At 51.9% G+C, this 16,418-nt stretch carries 17 protein-coding genes and 3 pseudogenes; 12 read left to right on the top strand and 8 right to left on the bottom strand.

What is annotated here, in order from left to right; genetic code table 11:
* Nucleotides 1–43: 43 nt before the first annotated feature.
* Nucleotides 44–970 carry a LysR family transcriptional regulator gene (locus OGV93_RS15355; protein WP_131405570.1) on the bottom strand — a complete coding sequence of 309 codons (927 nt, stop codon included), beginning with the start codon at nucleotides 968–970 and terminating at the stop codon, nucleotides 44–46.
* A 219-nt stretch (nucleotides 971–1,189) separates the two neighbouring features.
* Between OGV93_RS15355 and OGV93_RS15350 the strand changes: the two genes are divergently transcribed.
* Nucleotides 1,190–2,422 (top strand): dicarboxylate/amino acid:cation symporter, encoded by a 1,233-nt coding sequence (locus OGV93_RS15350; protein ID WP_003019196.1) that lies wholly within the window; start codon nucleotides 1,190–1,192, stop codon nucleotides 2,420–2,422.
* Nucleotides 2,423–2,452: 30 nt separating this feature from the next.
* A complete protein-coding gene (gene metC, locus OGV93_RS15345) occupies nucleotides 2,453–3,643 on the top strand; it encodes a cystathionine beta-lyase (protein ID WP_016155600.1) in 1,191 nt (396 codons plus the stop codon).
* Nucleotides 3,644–3,735: 92 nt separating this feature from the next.
* Here the strand turns inward: metC and mdtM are convergent, their stop codons facing one another.
* The 3 genes from mdtM to OGV93_RS15330 all read right to left on the bottom strand — a co-directional run bounded on the left by mdtM (nucleotide 3,736) and on the right by OGV93_RS15330 (nucleotide 6,815).
* The gene (gene mdtM / locus OGV93_RS15340; RefSeq protein WP_016151565.1) at nucleotides 3,736–4,977 is read right to left on the bottom strand and encodes a multidrug efflux MFS transporter MdtM; all 1,242 of its coding nucleotides are present in this window, start codon (nucleotides 4,975–4,977) and stop codon (nucleotides 3,736–3,738) included.
* Between the two features lie 323 nt (nucleotides 4,978–5,300).
* Nucleotides 5,301–5,951: a LysE family translocator gene (locus OGV93_RS15335; RefSeq protein WP_047358393.1), complete on the bottom strand. Its 651-nt coding sequence runs from the start codon at nucleotides 5,949–5,951 to the stop codon at nucleotides 5,301–5,303.
* A gap of 48 nt (nucleotides 5,952–5,999) precedes the next feature.
* Nucleotides 6,000–6,815 carry a helix-turn-helix transcriptional regulator gene (locus OGV93_RS15330; RefSeq protein ID WP_046275091.1) on the bottom strand — a complete coding sequence of 272 codons (816 nt, stop codon included), beginning with the start codon at nucleotides 6,813–6,815 and terminating at the stop codon, nucleotides 6,000–6,002.
* Between the two features lie 230 nt (nucleotides 6,816–7,045).
* On the opposite strand from OGV93_RS15330, the gene OGV93_RS15325 reads away from it, so the two are divergent.
* Entirely contained in the window at nucleotides 7,046–7,537 is a 492-nt protein-coding gene (locus OGV93_RS15325) for an Rpn/YhgA-type helix-turn-helix domain-containing protein (RefSeq protein WP_103928879.1), read from the top strand.
* Nucleotides 7,538–7,588: 51 nt separating this feature from the next.
* Here OGV93_RS15325 and OGV93_RS15320 read toward each other — a convergent pair whose 3' ends face one another.
* A complete protein-coding gene (locus OGV93_RS15320; protein WP_287109673.1) occupies nucleotides 7,589–9,001 on the bottom strand; it encodes an aminotransferase-like domain-containing protein in 1,413 nt (470 codons plus the stop codon).
* Between the two features lie 177 nt (nucleotides 9,002–9,178).
* On the opposite strand from OGV93_RS15320, the gene OGV93_RS15315 reads away from it, so the two are divergent.
* The 7 genes and pseudogenes from OGV93_RS15315 to tssD all read left to right on the top strand — a co-directional run bounded on the left by OGV93_RS15315 (nucleotide 9,179) and on the right by tssD (nucleotide 13,716).
* A complete protein-coding gene (locus OGV93_RS15315; RefSeq protein WP_064484482.1) occupies nucleotides 9,179–9,343 on the top strand; it encodes a DUF1127 domain-containing protein in 165 nt (54 codons plus the stop codon).
* Between the two features lie 147 nt (nucleotides 9,344–9,490).
* Nucleotides 9,491–9,955, top strand: a complete 465-nt coding sequence (locus tag OGV93_RS15310; protein WP_287109671.1) for a MarR family winged helix-turn-helix transcriptional regulator — start codon at nucleotides 9,491–9,493, stop codon at nucleotides 9,953–9,955.
* A gap of 5 nt (nucleotides 9,956–9,960) precedes the next feature.
* Nucleotides 9,961–11,028, top strand: a complete 1,068-nt coding sequence (locus tag OGV93_RS15305) for an HlyD family secretion protein (protein ID WP_103928881.1) — start codon at nucleotides 9,961–9,963, stop codon at nucleotides 11,026–11,028.
* Entirely contained in the window at nucleotides 11,018–12,082 is a 1,065-nt protein-coding gene (locus tag OGV93_RS15300) for a DUF2955 domain-containing protein (protein WP_049041982.1), read from the top strand. Before OGV93_RS15305 ends, OGV93_RS15300 begins: the two co-directional genes overlap by 11 nt.
* Before the next feature lie 205 nt (nucleotides 12,083–12,287).
* Nucleotides 12,288–12,719 (top strand): tlde1 domain-containing protein, encoded by a 432-nt coding sequence (locus tag OGV93_RS15295; RefSeq protein WP_223952673.1) that lies wholly within the window; start codon nucleotides 12,288–12,290, stop codon nucleotides 12,717–12,719.
* Nucleotides 12,719–13,225 (top strand): hypothetical protein, encoded by a 507-nt coding sequence (locus tag OGV93_RS15290; protein WP_046275904.1) that lies wholly within the window; start codon nucleotides 12,719–12,721, stop codon nucleotides 13,223–13,225. The genes OGV93_RS15295 and OGV93_RS15290 overlap by 1 nt, the downstream gene beginning before the upstream one ends.
* A pseudogene (gene tssD, locus OGV93_RS15285) lies at nucleotides 13,226–13,716 on the top strand (type VI secretion system tube protein TssD).
* A gap of 94 nt (nucleotides 13,717–13,810) precedes the next feature.
* On the opposite strand, the pseudogene OGV93_RS15280 reads toward tssD, so the two are convergent.
* The 3 genes and pseudogenes from OGV93_RS15280 to OGV93_RS15270 form a co-directional block, all read right to left on the bottom strand.
* A pseudogene (locus OGV93_RS15280) lies at nucleotides 13,811–14,094 on the bottom strand (SymE family type I addiction module toxin); the annotation flags it as partial.
* A pseudogene (locus OGV93_RS15275) lies at nucleotides 14,075–14,230 on the bottom strand (type I restriction endonuclease); the annotation flags it as partial. The pseudogenes OGV93_RS15280 and OGV93_RS15275, both read right to left, overlap by 20 nt.
* Before the next feature lie 95 nt (nucleotides 14,231–14,325).
* Nucleotides 14,326–15,492, bottom strand: a complete 1,167-nt coding sequence (locus tag OGV93_RS15270; protein WP_103928883.1) for a restriction endonuclease — start codon at nucleotides 15,490–15,492, stop codon at nucleotides 14,326–14,328.
* 233 nt (nucleotides 15,493–15,725) lie between these two features.
* Here OGV93_RS15270 and OGV93_RS15265 point away from each other — a divergent pair, with 233 nt between their 5' ends.
* Both OGV93_RS15265 and OGV93_RS15260 read left to right on the top strand, forming a co-directional pair.
* Complete coding sequence (locus OGV93_RS15265) at nucleotides 15,726–16,013, top strand: BrnT family toxin (protein ID WP_047414533.1); 288 nt, start codon at nucleotides 15,726–15,728, stop codon at nucleotides 16,011–16,013.
* Nucleotides 16,000–16,302, top strand: coding sequence for a BrnA antitoxin family protein (locus OGV93_RS15260; protein WP_047414530.1), 303 nt, complete (start codon nucleotides 16,000–16,002; stop codon nucleotides 16,300–16,302). The genes OGV93_RS15265 and OGV93_RS15260 overlap by 14 nt, the downstream gene beginning before the upstream one ends.
* The last annotated feature ends 116 nt before the right edge of the window (nucleotides 16,303–16,418 follow it).

The raw sequence follows: 16,418 nt of genomic DNA, 5'->3' as shown, positions 1-16,418 counted from the left end.
CGCAAAAAATGTGGAGCGCCTCCCATTTTCAGACGTGCAAAGATTACTCCGGGATCCAGTTATCCCAGGCGGGTAACGGGCCGAGTTCCGCCACCAGAAAATCGATAAACGATCGCACCTTCGGATTGCTGTACTTACTGGGAAAATAGAGCGCATACAGGGCGTGGGTTTCGCAGGTGATGGTGCCGTCGAGCATCAGCGGCGTTATCTCTTCTTTTTGAATATGATCGCCAATCAGATAGGTGGGCAAATACGCTACTCCCTGATCTTCTAACACCGATTTCAGCAATACCAGACTGCTGTTGGCCTGGATAGGCATATGCAGTTTTAACTGATGCAGACGATCCTGTTCATCCGCCACCTTCAGCACCGGCGTGAGACCAGGGTAAACCAGGCAATCATGATCGACCAGATCGCTACGACGCTGGGGCATGCCTTTTTTGGCAAGGTAGCCGGGTGAGGCGCAGTACGCCCAGCGGACAGGCACCAGCTTGCGCATTGCGTAGTTCTGCGGTGGTGCGGTGGAGATTCGCAGGGCGATGTCGAAATCTGTTTCGTTCAGATTCACGAAGTTATCGTTGAGATCGATATACAGATTCACATCTGGGAACTGGGAACGATATTTATCCACCAGGTTCACCAGCCGGGAATAACCAAACGCAATTGAGCAGGTTATGCGTAATTCACCTTGCGGGCTGTGGTAATAACCGGAGGTGGTATTCAGCGTTTCATCGAATTCTTTCAAAAGCTTATTGGCGCGGTTAAAGAGATATTGCCCGGCATCGGTCAGGGTAATACTGCGGGTGGTACGTTTAATTAATGTCGTGCCTAACGTATCTTCCATTGCCGCCAGGCTTTTGCTGACCGCAGATGGCGAGACGTTGAGCTGCGCCGCGGCTTCTGACAATCCTCCGCAGTCGACGATTTTAATGAAAAACTCCAGATGCTTGAGTGAAATCGGCGTACTCATAGTTTCCTTTTATTCACAAGTGATTTGCAAAAACGGTACGAATAGGCCGTTACATTCGCGTTTTAAACATGCAACTATTGAATCACAGGAAACAACTTGCTGGCAAAATGAAAAAATAACAACTTAGGTGAGTTACGTCACAAAATAAAAGGAGGCGAAACGGAAACTCATCACATTGTGAATTTAATCTCATTAAATATTATTCTAAAGGTACTGATTATGTGGTCACGACTCGAACCCTACAGATCGTCGATTATTTTATTAGTTGCTCTGGTGATTGGCGGCTTATTAGGTATTTATGCCCCCTCGTTTGCAAGTAAACTCCAGCCAATCGGCCAGATATTCTTAAATCTGCTATTTATGATTATTGTGCCGCTGGTGGGGATCAGCGTCATGTCTTCGATCGCCAGTATGACCGACCTGAAAAGGCTGGGGCGCATTATGGCGATTATCTTTATTGTTTCGATCGCAATGGCCTTTATTCCGGCCGCCGGGATCGTTGCGCTGGCGCTATGGTATAACCCGGCGCAGGGCGTCACTATCGATCTTTCGCAGTCGGTGCAGGCGGGCAGCGGTAAGATGGATTTTGTCAGCATGATCACGACCAGCGACTTTATCGGGCTGTTTTCTAAGTCCAATATTCTGGCGCTGATTGTGATGGCGATTATTGCTGGTGTGGCGATTGGTCAATCGGATCAGGCCGGTAAGCGTATTGCGTCGTTGCTGGAAGATGCCAATACCGTGATCATGAAGATCGTCTCGATCATTATGAAGGTCGCGCCGATTGGCCTGGGCTGCTATTTCGCTGCCACTATGGCCAGTCAGGACTCTGCACTGCTGCTGACCTTTGCTCGCGCCATCGGCCTGTTCATGGTGGCCACGCTGGTCTACTTTGTTTTTGGCTCGATTCTCTATTCGTATATTGGCGGCGGTATTCCGGCGGTCAAAGCCTTCTGGCGTAATGCGATTGAACCGTCTGCGACTGCGCTGGGGACTTGCTCTTCGCTGGGGACACTCCCGGTGACGCTGCGTGCCGGTAAGGCGATGGGGATTAACCCGGAAATCGTTGATGTCTCCATTCCGCTACTGGTTAACCTGAACAAAGGTGGCGTGGCGATGATTGCCGCACTGAAAATTGTCTTTATCTATTCCGTGCTGGGCATGGAGTTCACCACCGAGACCTTCTTCCTGACCATGCTGATTGCGGTGCTCTCCGCCATTATCGTCGGCGGCGTACCGGGCGGGGCATTCCTCGGTGAAATCTTTATCGTCACTACGCTGGGCCTGCCAATGGAAGCGATCCCGATGTTGGTAGTGCTGGGCACGATTACCGATGCGCCTGCCACACTGATTAACGTTATCCATGATTTGAATGCGGCGCAGATTGTTGAACGGTTCGCTGGAAAAAAGCAGACCAACACTGAAATAAACTCTACTGCTGCGGTGGTATAGGTTTCACACGGATTAAGAACAGGAGATGTTATGAAAGACGCAATGAAGCTTGAGACGCAATTAGTTGTTGCGGGTCGCGACAAACGCTACACCCAGGGAGCGGTGAATCCGGTTATCCAGCGCGCTTCTTCGCTGGTGTTTGATACCGTGAAAGACAAAAAATTTGCCACCGCCAATCGCGCAAATGGCGAGCTGTTTTATGGTCGCCGCGGAACCTACACCCACTTTGCCTTCCAGAAGGCAATGAGCGAACTGGAAGGCGGCGTTGGCTGCGCGCTTTACCCGTGCGGCGCTGCGGCGGTGACCAATGCGATTCTGGCGTTTGTTCAGGGGGGCGATCATATTTTGATGACGGGCGCGGCCTACGAGCCAACCCAGGATTTTTGCAATAAGATCCTGAGTAAATTCAATGTGGAAACAACGTATTACGATCCGTTGATTGGTGCTGGTATCGTTGATCTTCTGCGTCCGGAAACGAAAGTTGTATTCCTCGAATCGCCAAGTTCGATCACCATGGAAGTCCAGGATGTTCCGGGGATGGTGAAAGCTATCCGCGCGGTTAATCCGGAGATTGTCATTATGATCGACAACACCTGGGCGGCGGGTGTGCTGTTCAAAGCGCTGGAATATGGCGTGGATATTTCCATTCAGGCGGGAACGAAGTACACCATCGGTCATTCGGACGGCATGCTGGGCACGGCGGTGTCCAACGCGCGTTGTTGGGATCGTCTGCGCGAGAACTCCTATTTGATGGGGCAAACGCTGGATGCCGATACGGCCTACAACGGCAGCCGTGGATTGCGCACCCTGGCGGTACGTCTTAAGCAGCATCAGGAGAGCAGCATCCATATTGCTCGCTGGCTGTCGGCAAGGCCGGAAGTGGCGCGGGTGAATCATCCGGCATTACCGGAATGCCCGGGGCACGAGTATTTTCAGCGTGACTTTGCCGGAAGCTCAGGCTTGTTCTCGTTTGTGCTGAAAAAGAGACTGACCGACGAGCAGATGGCGAATTTCCTCGATAACTTCTCGCTGTTCCATATGGCCTATTCGTGGGGCGGATTTGAGTCGCTTATTCTGGCGAATCAGCCGGAAGAGCTGAACAGCATTCGCCCAGCCGGAGAGGTGGATTTCAGCGGTACCCTGGTCAGGGTGCATATTGGTCTTGAGGATATTGGCGACCTGATTGCCGATCTGGAAGCAGGGTTTGCGCGCATTGCTTAAGACAATGTGATGGTTGCCGGATGCGGCGCAAGCGCCTTATCCGGCCTATCACTACGACATAGGCCGGATAAGCGTCAGTGCCATCCGGCAGGTTAGTTTTCAGTGGCTAACGTTGTTGTTTCATGCTGGCGAACCCGCTTCAGTAAGCCTGCCAGGGTAAAGACGACAGCAATACCCGCCGCAACCGCCAGCAGATGAAACGAAATCCTGCCGCCGTTAAACCACAGCCAACGTCCGATTTCGACAGAAACCGCCATTACCGTCAGGATGACCATATTCAGCGACGCCGAGACCGTACCCTTCGGTAAGTTGTTGGAAAACAGCGTAAAGCGGAACAGCGTCGGAAAGATCATACCAATGCCAAACGCATACAGGCTGGTTCCCAGCACCGACCACAGCCAGACGTGCGGCCACAGCAAATTGCCGGCAATCAGCACCGCCAGTCCGCTCAGTTGAATGGGTGCCGCCCGCCAGATAAAACGTGGCTGGGTTGGATCCTTCACAAAACGAACAACCACCATATTGGCGACGATCACCGCGCCAAAGACCGGTGCCTGCGCCCAGGCGAACTCTGATGTGCTCATACCGCCAGCGTCGATCAGGATCACCGGCGAGACTGCTACCCAGCTCATCATCGGGATATAGCTTAGCGACAGCGTGGCTGCGCCAAACAAGAACACCCGGTTGCGGAAAACGTCGCGGAAATCACGCAGTACGCCGCGTGCACTGAACGGCACCGCGCCGCGCTTAACGGTTTCCGGCATTGCTAACGCTAGCCCAATCAGGGCGATAAGCCCCATGGCGGCGATAATGGCAAACAGGACTTTCCAGTGTACAAAGTGCATCAGCGCTGCGCCGGAGAGCGGGCCGATAACTGGCGCAACCAGCACAATGGAGGTGATTATCGCCATTAACTTAATGGCCTTCGTTTGCCCAAACGCCTCCTGCACCGTGACATAGCCAACGGTAGCGATAAAGCAGATGCTGGTGCCCTGTACAAATCGGGCGACCAGAAATTGCGTCATTGAGGTGGTCAATAGCGTGGCAGCGCAGGCGAGCGTAAAAATTAACGCCCCCGCAATCAGCACCGGTCGACGGCCAATCCGGTCGGAGAGCGGTCCCAGCAGCCATTGCAGCGCCATACCGCCAGCCAGATAGAGGCTCACCGCAGCGGGGGCCAGGCTGACGTCGGCGTTGAAATCACGCACCACATTGATGATGCCTGGCTGGATCAGGTCCGTCGACAGATAGGCGGCGAAGTCATATAAAATCAACGCGACAGGAAAAAATAGCGTCGTGGTGCGTTGGGAGAAAAACGCGAGAATCCGTTGCATAAAACAGCTCCTTTTCGGGAGAAAACCCTCAACGGGAATAGCGAAATTCAATACCGTCTTTGAGACGTCAGACCGATGACAGAAAAAAGCAGACTGCAAATGTACTGAATTTCATGTAATCAAAAACGCTGCCTGCGCGAGGCGCAAACAGGAGAAACGTTTTCAGACTCGGGTCAGAAAACGTAACGATTACAGGTAACAATCAGCACATCGCACCTCGGGAAGAATTGGTTGAATGGATAATAGCCACCCAAAGTGTAATGCGGATTGGATATTAATTAAACGAGTTTATCCGCTTTATTTGCAGAAAATCGTCACGCTTATCAGAAAGTGACGCTCTGCAGAAAACGCAGCGCGATTGCACAACCGAAGACGATCAATACGCCGCCGGCGATACGCTCGATCCACAATATCCCTCTGGTTAACCGTCGCTGGATCTGCGGTAAGCCGATGAACATCACGATCAGCAGATCCCAGAACAACACCACGCTGGTCATCCAGATCCCGCTCATGGTTTGTTGCAGCAGCGTCACCGACGGGCCGAGCAGGGCGGTCATCAGCGCCAGATAGAACAGCGCATTTTTTGGGTTGAGCAGCGACGAGCCTAATCCCAGCAGTAGCTGTTTACCAAATCCTGGACAGGTAGACTGGGCGTCTGCTCCGGTCAGGGTTTGCGGGCGGCTGCGTATAAGCAGGCTGCCAATCCATAATAAATAGAGCGCGCCCAGCAGCTCAATAACCGTAAACAGCAGGGGAAGCTGGCGCAGGATCCCCCAACCAATAATCGCCAGCAGAATATACAGCCCGTTGCCGATGGCGATCCCCACGCACAGCCCGGCGCTGCCGCGCATTCGGTAACGTACGGCGTAACCGACCAGTAAAAAGAAGTCCGGCCCTGGGCTGAGTAGTGCAACAAAATGCGCCAGCGCCAGCGCGGGAAAAGCAGACGGAAAAAGTTCAGCAAGCAGCGACATAGCGACCTCAGAAAATGAATCAGAGATCAGCGTACGCCTGACGCAACGCTAATTATTGTCTGATATTGATCGTCCCAGTGCGTACTGGCGCGGTGTGGCTGCTGTGTAGCGAACAAAGGTGCGATGGAAATGGCTCTGGTCGGCAAACCCGCTCTGATAGCCGACATCGACAATCTCGTCCCCGGCCCGTAGCCGCTGACGGGCATAGTCAATCCGCATGATGTTCAGATAATTTCCCGGCGTCAGCCCGGTGTCCTGCTTAAAGGTCCGAATCAGCGTCTCTTTACGCATGTGACACTCATCTGCCAGCTCATCCAGCGAGGGTGGGGAGTGCAGACTGGACTGCAACCGCTCGCGCAGATACTGGCTGGTGACGCTTAGGTTTTCCGGTGTTACCGACTGCAATGGCAGCGAGCGCAGCAATGCTTGTGCAGCATCAGTTATCTGCGTCGTTTGCCGTTGCGGCATGAGCGCCACAAGGTGCATGTAGCACTGGAATAATTGCGGGTCGCGGATAACAGGAGTGCGCGTACAAAGCCGTTGATTGCTGTTCAGCGCAGGCAGATGGGCAAGACACCACCGGGTATCAAGATAAAGCATGTGATAGCTGCGAAATTGCCCGTTGACGGGATTACAGCTGTGAGGTGCCAGTGGTGGGATCACAATGAGATCGCCCACCTTCAGATGGTATTCCTTGTCATCGCACAGGCAGCAGGTTCCTCCCTCGAGAATTGCCCCAATCGAGAGCTGAGAGTGGTGATGGCGCTTATAGGCCTGCTGACTTTGCCAGGTGCTGCGAAGCTCCAGCCACGGCAGTTGCTCATCACGCCAGAACGATTGTGGAATATCTCGGGTATGCGTCACATCGTGTCCTCCATGAAAGTGATGATTTGTTATAGCACAGGCCCTGCGGTGAAAAAGCGGGAATGTGCATTGAGGTCGTGATTCTGCGTGATGCGTTCCAGACAAATGCAGACGTTACAAAGGGGCGTTTTTATCCCGGAAATCGCCTCGCAAAGAGAGAAAGTTACAGGTGAGGGTGTGGTTTACCAGCGCTACAGTCACGGCATCTTATTTCCAGGTGATGGATCGCCATGAACAAAGCACCGACTTCCACCCCGCATGATGCGGTCTTTAAAACGTTTTTGCGCCACCCTGAGACAGCTCGGGATTTTCTACATATACATCTTCCCGCTTCGCTGCGCGAACTTATGGGGCTGGTCGAGCAAATTGTTTCCCTGCTACTTACCGGACTGACTAATGACAGCCAGATAAAGACGCTGTTTAATTATATTTTACGAACTGGCGATGCACCTCGATTTAGTGAGTTTATTCGTGAGGTTGCCGAACGTTCACCGCAGTATAAGGAGCATTTGATGACGATCGCCGACAGATTGCATGAGGCAGGGCTACAAAAAGGCAGGCTGGAAGGGTTACAGGAAGGACGACAAGAAGGGCTTATAGAAGGGCGACGTGATGAGGCGCTCCGTATTGCCCACACCATGCTGGCAGACGGTATTGATATCTGCACGGTACAAAAAATTACCCGGCTTTCCGCAGAAGATATTCAGGGTTTAAGTCATTAGATATGACTTAAATCGTATAATCGCCTGCCCGGAATCACCGGGCGGTCCGGTTTACTCTATCGCCATCTTTACCGCCTCGCCGAGCTTTTGCATCACTTGCTGGTGCTTCTCGTTTGGCGGTAACGCGCAGTTGATGCGCACGCAGTTGCGATACTTTCCGGATGCGGAGAACAGCGATCCCGGTGCGACCTGGATTTTCAGGCGACAGAGCTGCTTAGCGACGCAGACCATATCGACCTGGAGCGGCAGCTCGACCCACAGCATAAAGCCGCCTTTCGGTCGAGTGACGCAGATCCCGCAGGGAAAATATTCCCGTACCCAGCAGGTGTAGATCTCCATATTACGCTGATAAATCTGGCGCATACGCCGGATATGCCGATGGTAATGACCTTCGCGCACAAAGGAGGCTGCTGCCAGCTGCGTAGCGGGAACGTTAGTACCAATGACGGCGTACTTCATGTGTAGCAGTTTGTTGTAATAGCGACCGGGAACCACCCAACCCACGCGCAGTCCGGGGGCTACGGATTTGGTAAACGAACTGCAGAGTATTACACGGCCGTCACTGTCCCAGGAGTGGATCGTACGCGGGCGCGGATACTCTGTGGCCAGTTCGCCATACACATCATCTTCAAAAATGACGATGTCGTGACGCTGGGCGAGGGCGAGCACCGCCCGCTTACGCGCATCCGGCATAATGAACCCGAGAGGGTTGTTGCAGTTGGGAACCAGCAGCACGCCTTTAATCGGCCACTGATCCAGCGCCAGCTCCAGCGCTTCAATGCTGAGCCCGGTATCCGGATCGGTTGGGATCTCAATCACCTTGATCCCCAGGCCGCGCAGTAGCTGCATTGTGCCGTAGTAGGTGGGGGATTCAACGGCGACAATGTCCCCTGGCTGACAAACCGCCAGCAGCGCCAGCGACATTCCGCTCTGGCTCCCGTTGGTTATCACAATATCATCGGCGTTGAGGACTGAACCGCTGTCCAGCATCAGACGGGCGATCTGCTGGCGCAGATCCTGGCTGCCGGGAAGCTTGTCGTACCCCAGCACCGCCTTCAGGTTATGCTGCACTACGCGGCTGAGTTCGCGCCAGAGCGGTTTCAGGCTCGGTTGACTGACATCTGGCGCGCCGCTGCTGAAGGGGATCACAGATTTATCGCTATGCCCTTTTAGCATATCCAGCACCAGATCCCACTGCGTTATCTCGACCGGACGCTGCACCGGGCGTGACATCGGCGGTACGGGCGGCAGCGCTTTTTGCGGGGCGACAAAATAACCGGAACGCGGCTGCGGGGTGATCAGTTGCCGCTGTTCCAGCATCTGATACGCCTGCTGGACGGTGCTGATACTGACCCCGTGCTCCTGACTCAGGCTACGTACCGAAGGCAGTTTTTCGCCATGGCGATACAACCCCTGCTCAATGCGTTCGGCCAGCAGATTGGCCAGATGTTGGTAACGCGTCATGCTGTATCCCTCATGGGTATCATACAGATTAAAAAACCAGTACAGATTGGCGTGAAAAAAGCGATGCAGAACTCTTTTTAACCAATCTGTATGTTAAATAAAAGTACTTTGTGAGTCTGTATTGCTTAGGGCCAAATCCGTGAAGATAAAGCCTCAGACAAGGCGGGGAGGCAAGGTATGGAATTTCATGAGAATAAAGCAAAGCAGCCATTTATTGGATTTGTTCTGATCTGGCGGGCATATAAGGCGTGGAGGTTACGGGCGCAAACGCGGCGCGTACTGCAACAGATGAGTAATGAGCGGCTGCGGGACGTCGGGCTGCGACGCGATCAGATAGAGTGATTTTCTTCCATCGACAGAGGCTGGAGGGTTATCACCCGGCCTCTTTTGTATTCACATTATTTATCAATTCATGCTTCTGGATAGCCTGTTTCTTGATACTTATCCTGATAAGCATTATTTTCTTCTCAGCGATGAGGGGAAAGTAAGATGACGGAAGATGAACTGTTTGCCCGCCGTCCGATGGGGATGCGCATGGCAATGGTGGTGCGCCAGTGGCGGGCCATTATTGATGCTGCCATCACCGATACTGGCCTGACGCAGTCAAGCTGGACGGTACTGATGCAACTGTATCAACTGGGAGACAACGTCTCGGTCAGTGAACTGGCACAAATGCAGGGCATTGAACTGCCGCCGCTGATGCGCACCCTTTCGCAGTTGGAAAAGCAGGGCTATCTGCTGCGTTCCACATCGCCTTATGACAAACGCATCCGTCTGCTAACGCTGACCGCGCAAGGCCGCTCAAGGCTTGAAGAACTTAACCGGGTGATTGAGACATATCAACATCGCGTCACCTGCACCATTCCCAAAGCGGAGCTTGCCTCATTCAGCGCGACCTTAAATCAACTCGCCTGCAATTTGCGGACAATCCGCGAAGAAGACAATCAACACTAAAAACTATGATGACCCCAGAACAAAAATTTGCCCGTTGGGTAAGGGTGAGTATTGCCGCTTTCTTGGTAATATTCGCCTGGTTTATCGTTGCCGATATCTGGATCCCGCTGACGCCGGACTCCACGGTGATGCGCGTGGTAACGCCCGTTTCCTCACGCGTATCCGGTTACGTCTCGCAGGTGCATGTACACAATAATAGCCTGGTGAAGAAGGGCGATTTGCTGTACGAACTGGATCCGACGCCGTTTATCAATAAGGTCGAGGCTGCGCAAATCGCCCTTGAGCAGGCGAAGTTGAGCAATCAACAGTTGGATGCGCAGATAGCCTCCGCGCGCGCCAACCTGCGTACCGCGCAATTCAGCGCCCGTAACGATAAGACCACCTTTGACCGCTATCAGCGCCTGGCCACCATGCAGAACGTGTCGCAATCCGATCTCGACAAGGTGCGTACCGCCTGGCAAACCAGCGAGCAGTCGGTGGCGGCGCTTAATGCCAGCATTCAGAACCTGCTGATCCAGCGCGGCGAGCTCGATGACAAGCGTAACGTGACGCTGCAAAAATACCGTAATGTGCTGGAAGAGGCGCAACTGAACGTCAGCTGGAGCAAAGTGTATGCACAGACCGACGGTACGGTGAGTAACCTTCAGCTTAGTCCCGGACTTTACGCTACCGCGGCCACGCCGCTGCTGGCGCTGGTCAGCCATCAGACCGATATCGTGGCCGACTTTCGCGAGAAAAGCCTGCGCCACACTCGGGTAGATACCGATGCCGCCGTGGTGTTCGACGCCTTGCCGGGCAAAGTTTTCTCTGCCCGCGTCACCAGCAGCGATGCCGGTATTCTGGCGGGTCAGGAACAGGTTAACGGTCTGCTGTCGCAACCGGAACAGTCCACCCGCTGGGTGCGCGATGCCCAGCGTATGCGCATTCACGTAGCACTGAACGAACCGCTCGACACGCCGTTACCGACCGGGGCGCGCGCCACGGTGCAACTGTATAACAGCGAGGGGATGTTCGCCCGTACCTTTGCCGGGGCGCAGATCCACCTCGTCAGCTGGCTGCATTATGTCTATTAACACTCTGGCCCACGTCTTTACGCCGCACGGGAACATTGTCTACACCGCCAATGATTTTCGCCAGACCTTGCGTATCTCCGTTGCCGGGACGATAGCACTGAGTATCTCGACCTTCTACAACGTACAGTACGGCGTATTTTTTGTGGTTTATCCGCTGATGCTGCTGTCACTGGTGCCGGTGTTCAACCGCCATGTGGCAAAACAGTTCGTGTTCAGCGCGGCGGTGAACTGTGTCGAAATGGTGCTAATCGTCGGCTATCTCTCACAGTGGCCGCTGATTATGACGCTGGTGGTGTTTGGCCTGTATGTGATGCGTTTTCGCTTGATGAGCAAAGGACCGCTGTTTCTGCTTGGTTCGATGGGCGTGGTGTGCCAGAGCACGATGCTCAACTTTATGAGCTATCCCACCACCAACTGGCACACGCTGATGTTCTCCAATATGGAAGCCTGCATCATGGCGGTGGCGCTGAGTGCGCTGCTGCATTATCTGATCCCGGACGTGGAACCCCGCCAGCTACCGCCGCGCATTGAGAAAGATGCCACCCGGGTGCGCCACGAGTCGCTGCTTTCCGGTACGGTGGCGACGATGATTTTTGTTATCTTCCAGATCTGTGATTTGAGCGATTCGCTGTCGGCACTGATGGCGGGCATTTTGATCCTGTTTCCTATGCACTATCGCGGCGCGGTGTTGAGCTCGCTCTGGCGCGTGGTCGGCGTGGTGCAGGCCTGCCTGTATATTCTGTTGGTGCAACTGCTTATCTATGATTTCAGCAACCATATGCTGCTGATGATGCCGCTGATCGGCCTCGGGCTGGCGTTCAGCGCCCGCCTGCACGTAATGGAAAAAGTCGGCGCGGGGGTGGGTTTTGCCAGTATCACCACCATCGGGATTATGTTCGGCCAGAACCTGCATCCGGACAGCGATCTGGTGTTCAGCGATTTATACCGCATCACCTCTGTTACCGTCGCGCTGGTGGCAACGCTAACGATGGTATTTCTGGTACACCGGGTTTTGAACTGCTTTACCGCGACGCGGTTTGTGATTACCGAGTGAGTGGGGAGTGAATGCCGGATGGCGGCTGCGCCTTATCCGGCCTATGAGACGCAGAATTTGTAGACCCGGTAAGCGTCGTGCCACCGGGTGTTTTCAGATTGCCTGCTGCTTCCCCGTTATCTAATTATTCAGAATACGAGTTATTTGTTCGAGAAATAAAGATGTATGAATTATAAATATTTTGAATTTTAATAATTGTGACTTTATGAACATATTTAATTTTACAATTAAATATGATAAGCATAATTATTATATTTTAAAGGATGTAAATCATATGACATGGGAATATAAAGTATCGACAGGTATACTGAGCCATAACGGTAAATTAATTGCTTATTGCTACAGTGGTGCTGGTGAATCAAAGGATAAACCGAACTGTGAACACATACGTAACAAGGGCCCCATTCCACGAGGCGTTTATTTTATTGCTGGATGGAATAATCATAAAAGTCCCTCCGCTATTATCCTCGAACCTATTGCAGGGACAAATACTTTTGGCAGAGATCATTTCGAAATTCATGGTGATAAAAAAGGGCAGCCACCGGGAACGGCATCTGCAGGATGTATCATTATGAATGGACAAGATAAGCGCCAAACCATTTACGATTCGGGTGACACAATTTTGGTGGTAAGATAATGAAATTTATTTTTATCTCCTTTCTATTTATTCTTTCGGGTGCTCCCTGTGCTGCAGTGCATACTGCAGCACAGCTTCTGCAGATGATAAATGAAAAAGGAGCAAATACCGTTGTACACGAACTTTATGATGACAGTGAGTCAGAATGGTGGAACCATATTATTCCTGAAATTAGCAAAGGTAATAATGACTGGTTAACGGTAGCAAGTGCTCTTGAATTCGGAGTGGATGCCAGTACGGCGGAAGATTTACAGGGGGCGGTCTCTGAAGCCATTCCACATAACCCAGTCGGTGTTCTGGCTATCCTCAACGATAACAGACCATTGCTGAATATTGAGCAGATATGCGCATTTACCTCTTACCCTGAGTCAGAAGAAGAAATGAATAAGCTATTTGTTAATTCCATCAGGGAAATGTATAAGGTCAAAACGACAGAAGGGAAGCGGTGTATTGCGGTTATGATCAATAGTGTTGAGAATTCTATTCCATTTAACAAGGATTTATAAATGGCTATCCCCGGGTATATGTCATTAATCGATGATGCTGGAAATATTATCAAAGGTAGTGTGATGGTAAAAGACCGTGAAAATCAGATCGAGATTTTAGGTCTGTATCATAATGTGAGCTACAACTCTGATTTGCATAATGGGAGGGTGTTGAATAAACGCCAACATCGTCCATTTTTAATTGAAAAGGAAATTGATGCTTCTAGTGTGCTTTTGTACAAATCATTAAGTACCGGAGAAACATTAAGGAAAGCTGTTATTGACCTCTATCGAATAAATTATGCTGGTCAGGAAGAGGTCTATTTTACGATAACCCTGAAAATGTGAAAGTCGTTACGCTTTTTTCACTGATGCACGATGTTAAGGATCCTTATTACGAAAAACAGACCCATCTTGAACTTGCTCAGCTCCGTTACAAGAAGATTACCTGGCACTATCATGATGGGAATATAGTCCACTATGATGATTGGGATTATCGCTTAGGGTCTTGAGTAAACGGCTCCGGATAAAATGATGTTACCCAGAGCTGTAATGCAATCAATACACGGCGCTTATACTCATGAGCGCTGTCTGGCATCCGGGCGGTTATTTCTGCCTGACAGGTTTCGCCGAAATTACGTCGATAAACTCCTGCACCTACTGTTGCTTAGTTGCTTACGTGCGGACAGCTTGCACACCCGACGCAGCGAATGTAATAACGCTAGTTCTTCCGGCTCCGGCAGCTTGGCCGTCAGCACAATGCAGCCGGGTATCACTCTGGCATCGAATTTGCAGCCGGTGGTGAAACCGGCTGCCTCCAGCCACTGGCCTTTCATAATAATTGTCGGAACATGCGTGTAATCCGGATAACGCGACTTTGCCGCGTACGATGACCTTGCCGTCCCGGAGTTTGACCTCTTGTCTGATTTGCGTTGTGTCGTTCCAGCCAGCGTCAAGGATGGCGGGCATTACGCGTTTGGTGATGATGTCTGCTTCCGTCAGGGTACTCAGGTTCAGGTCAGCCATGTCCGTTCTCTACCGATAATGGGATTGCTCTGATTTTACACAATATTGTTATGCAAGCCATGAACAGAAATGGCTGTGCTACAGCGTCTGGCACGTTATTCAATCTCCAGCTCATCAAACAGCTGTAAATCCACATCCAGCAATTCCACTGCGTTGCTGCGTCGAATGCCGACGTTGTTTTCAATCAACAGCTCCAGCAGGCGATCGCCGTCGATTAAGGTAATCGGCGCGGCGCCTGGGAACAGCGCTGCTTCCGCGCATTTGGCGGCAAACTTGCCGGTAGTGATCAGCGTGCCGCGAATGGCTTTGTGGTAAGGCAGTGCGCCGCGTAGCTGGTCGATATACGGGCGCGTGATGGTGTTCTGCATCCGTTTTACCTGCACCACTTCGGTGATGGTAGTAATGCCCACCTGTACCTGACCAATCACATCCACGCCTTTATCGCCGGATGCTTTGGTCACTTCAACCTGCTCGTAGCCCATTGTTTCAAGTAGCTGAGCCACCAGATGTTCAAATTTGTACGGATTCATAGTGGAGAGCTGGTCGCGCAATAGCTCTTTTTGCTGCTGGTTATAGCGTTTTACCGTATCCAGCAACTCCTTACGTGGATCGGTTCGACGTTCAGGCAGTGCCTTACCGAGCCATTTTCGGCCAGCCTCGGTAATTTTGTAGCTCATCCCTTCACGGGCTACCAGATCGCGCTCGACCAGGTTGTACAGCCGGGCGTAGAGCGTAGTTTTGACTGAACTGGGGGAGGCAAATTTTGAGTGCTGATGTAAGAATGCCTGCCACTCGGGTAGCAGATCAGCGCGTCTGGCCTGCTCCCGGCCGGCGAGCAGTTCCAGTAGTTGCAACATGCCTTCTGTATCGTCGAGTTTACGCAGTGTGGCTTCATCGTTATCCAGAAATAATCGCCCCTGTTCGCTGGGGTACCAGCCGCCGTCTTCGTGGGTCTGCATAAGATCGAACAAAGGGTTATTGATAAACATGTAGCAGCCATAGCTGTGGCGAGGGTTGAGAATATGGTTATCCATCTTCCAGATCTGCCAGGCTATTTTGGCATCTTCGCCGCTGAGCCGTTCTTTAATCCAGTTATCCGGCTCTGACCAGTCAACCGGGTTTTGTGGCGTACCCGTTTGCTCCTGAATGGCGGTGATCATATTACGCACCGCTTTGACTGAACATCCAGCCACGGCATTCATCATGGCTCGGGTCTGATCATAAGTTGGAAAAAGCGGGGTAATCACTTTGTACTTTTTCACGTTGGTCCCTTAACGAGTGCAATGGCAATAGCTTGCCATACCAGATGAAAAATTCCATGGGATGAATCACTTATCGGAATGAAAACTGCCAGTGCCGGATGGCGGCTGCGCCTTATCGGGCCTACTAACTTCACTCTATTAAAAGCAAAATGTGATGTTATTTCCAACAATTTCGCTATAATCATAAGATAATTGTAGATACATTTTTGTATATACAATTAGGGATGAAATACATGCCAATGGAGTTTGAGTGGGATGCAAACAAGGCACAAAGTAACCACCGTAAACATGGTGTTCGCTTTGAGGACGCTATATTGGTTTTCGACGATCCCCAACACCTGTCGCGGCAGGATAGGTATGAGAACGGTGAGTATCGCTGGCAGACCATCGGTCTTGTTCATGGCATTGTGGTTATTCTGGTTGCCCATAGCGTTAGGTTTGAAAGTGGCTTTGAAGTCATTCGTATCATCAGTGCCAGAAAGGCAGACAGTAAAGAGAGGAATCGTTATGAGCATAGTTAAACATAAACGCGGCAGCGTATCCGCGCTGAGTGCTCAGCATGAGGCTGAACTGAAGGCGCTGGCGAATAAACCGGACGATGATATTGATTACAGCGACATTCCCGTGACCGAGGATGAGCTGTGGTCAGAAGCTCATCGCGGTAAGTTTTTCCGTCCGTTGAAAACGCAGGCGTCGGTGCGCATTGATGCCGATGTGATGGAATGGCTGAAGCGCCCCGGGAAGGGTTACCAGACGCGTCTCAATGCCATTTTGCGCGAAGCGATGCTGCGCGAGCAAAATAAGAAATAGTCAGAATATGCAGGGACTGTGAGTGCCGGATGGCGGCTGTGCCTGATCCGGTCTACGGGAAGCGGAATTTCCTGGCCCGATAAGTGTAGCGCCACCGGGCATCTGCGAGGTTATTT

The sequence above is a fragment of the Citrobacter sp. Cb031 genome, from assembly GCF_030336725.1.
Taxonomy (GTDB): Bacteria; Pseudomonadota; Gammaproteobacteria; order Enterobacterales; family Enterobacteriaceae; genus Citrobacter; species Citrobacter braakii.
This window is presented reverse-complemented; position numbering and strand designations above follow the sequence as displayed.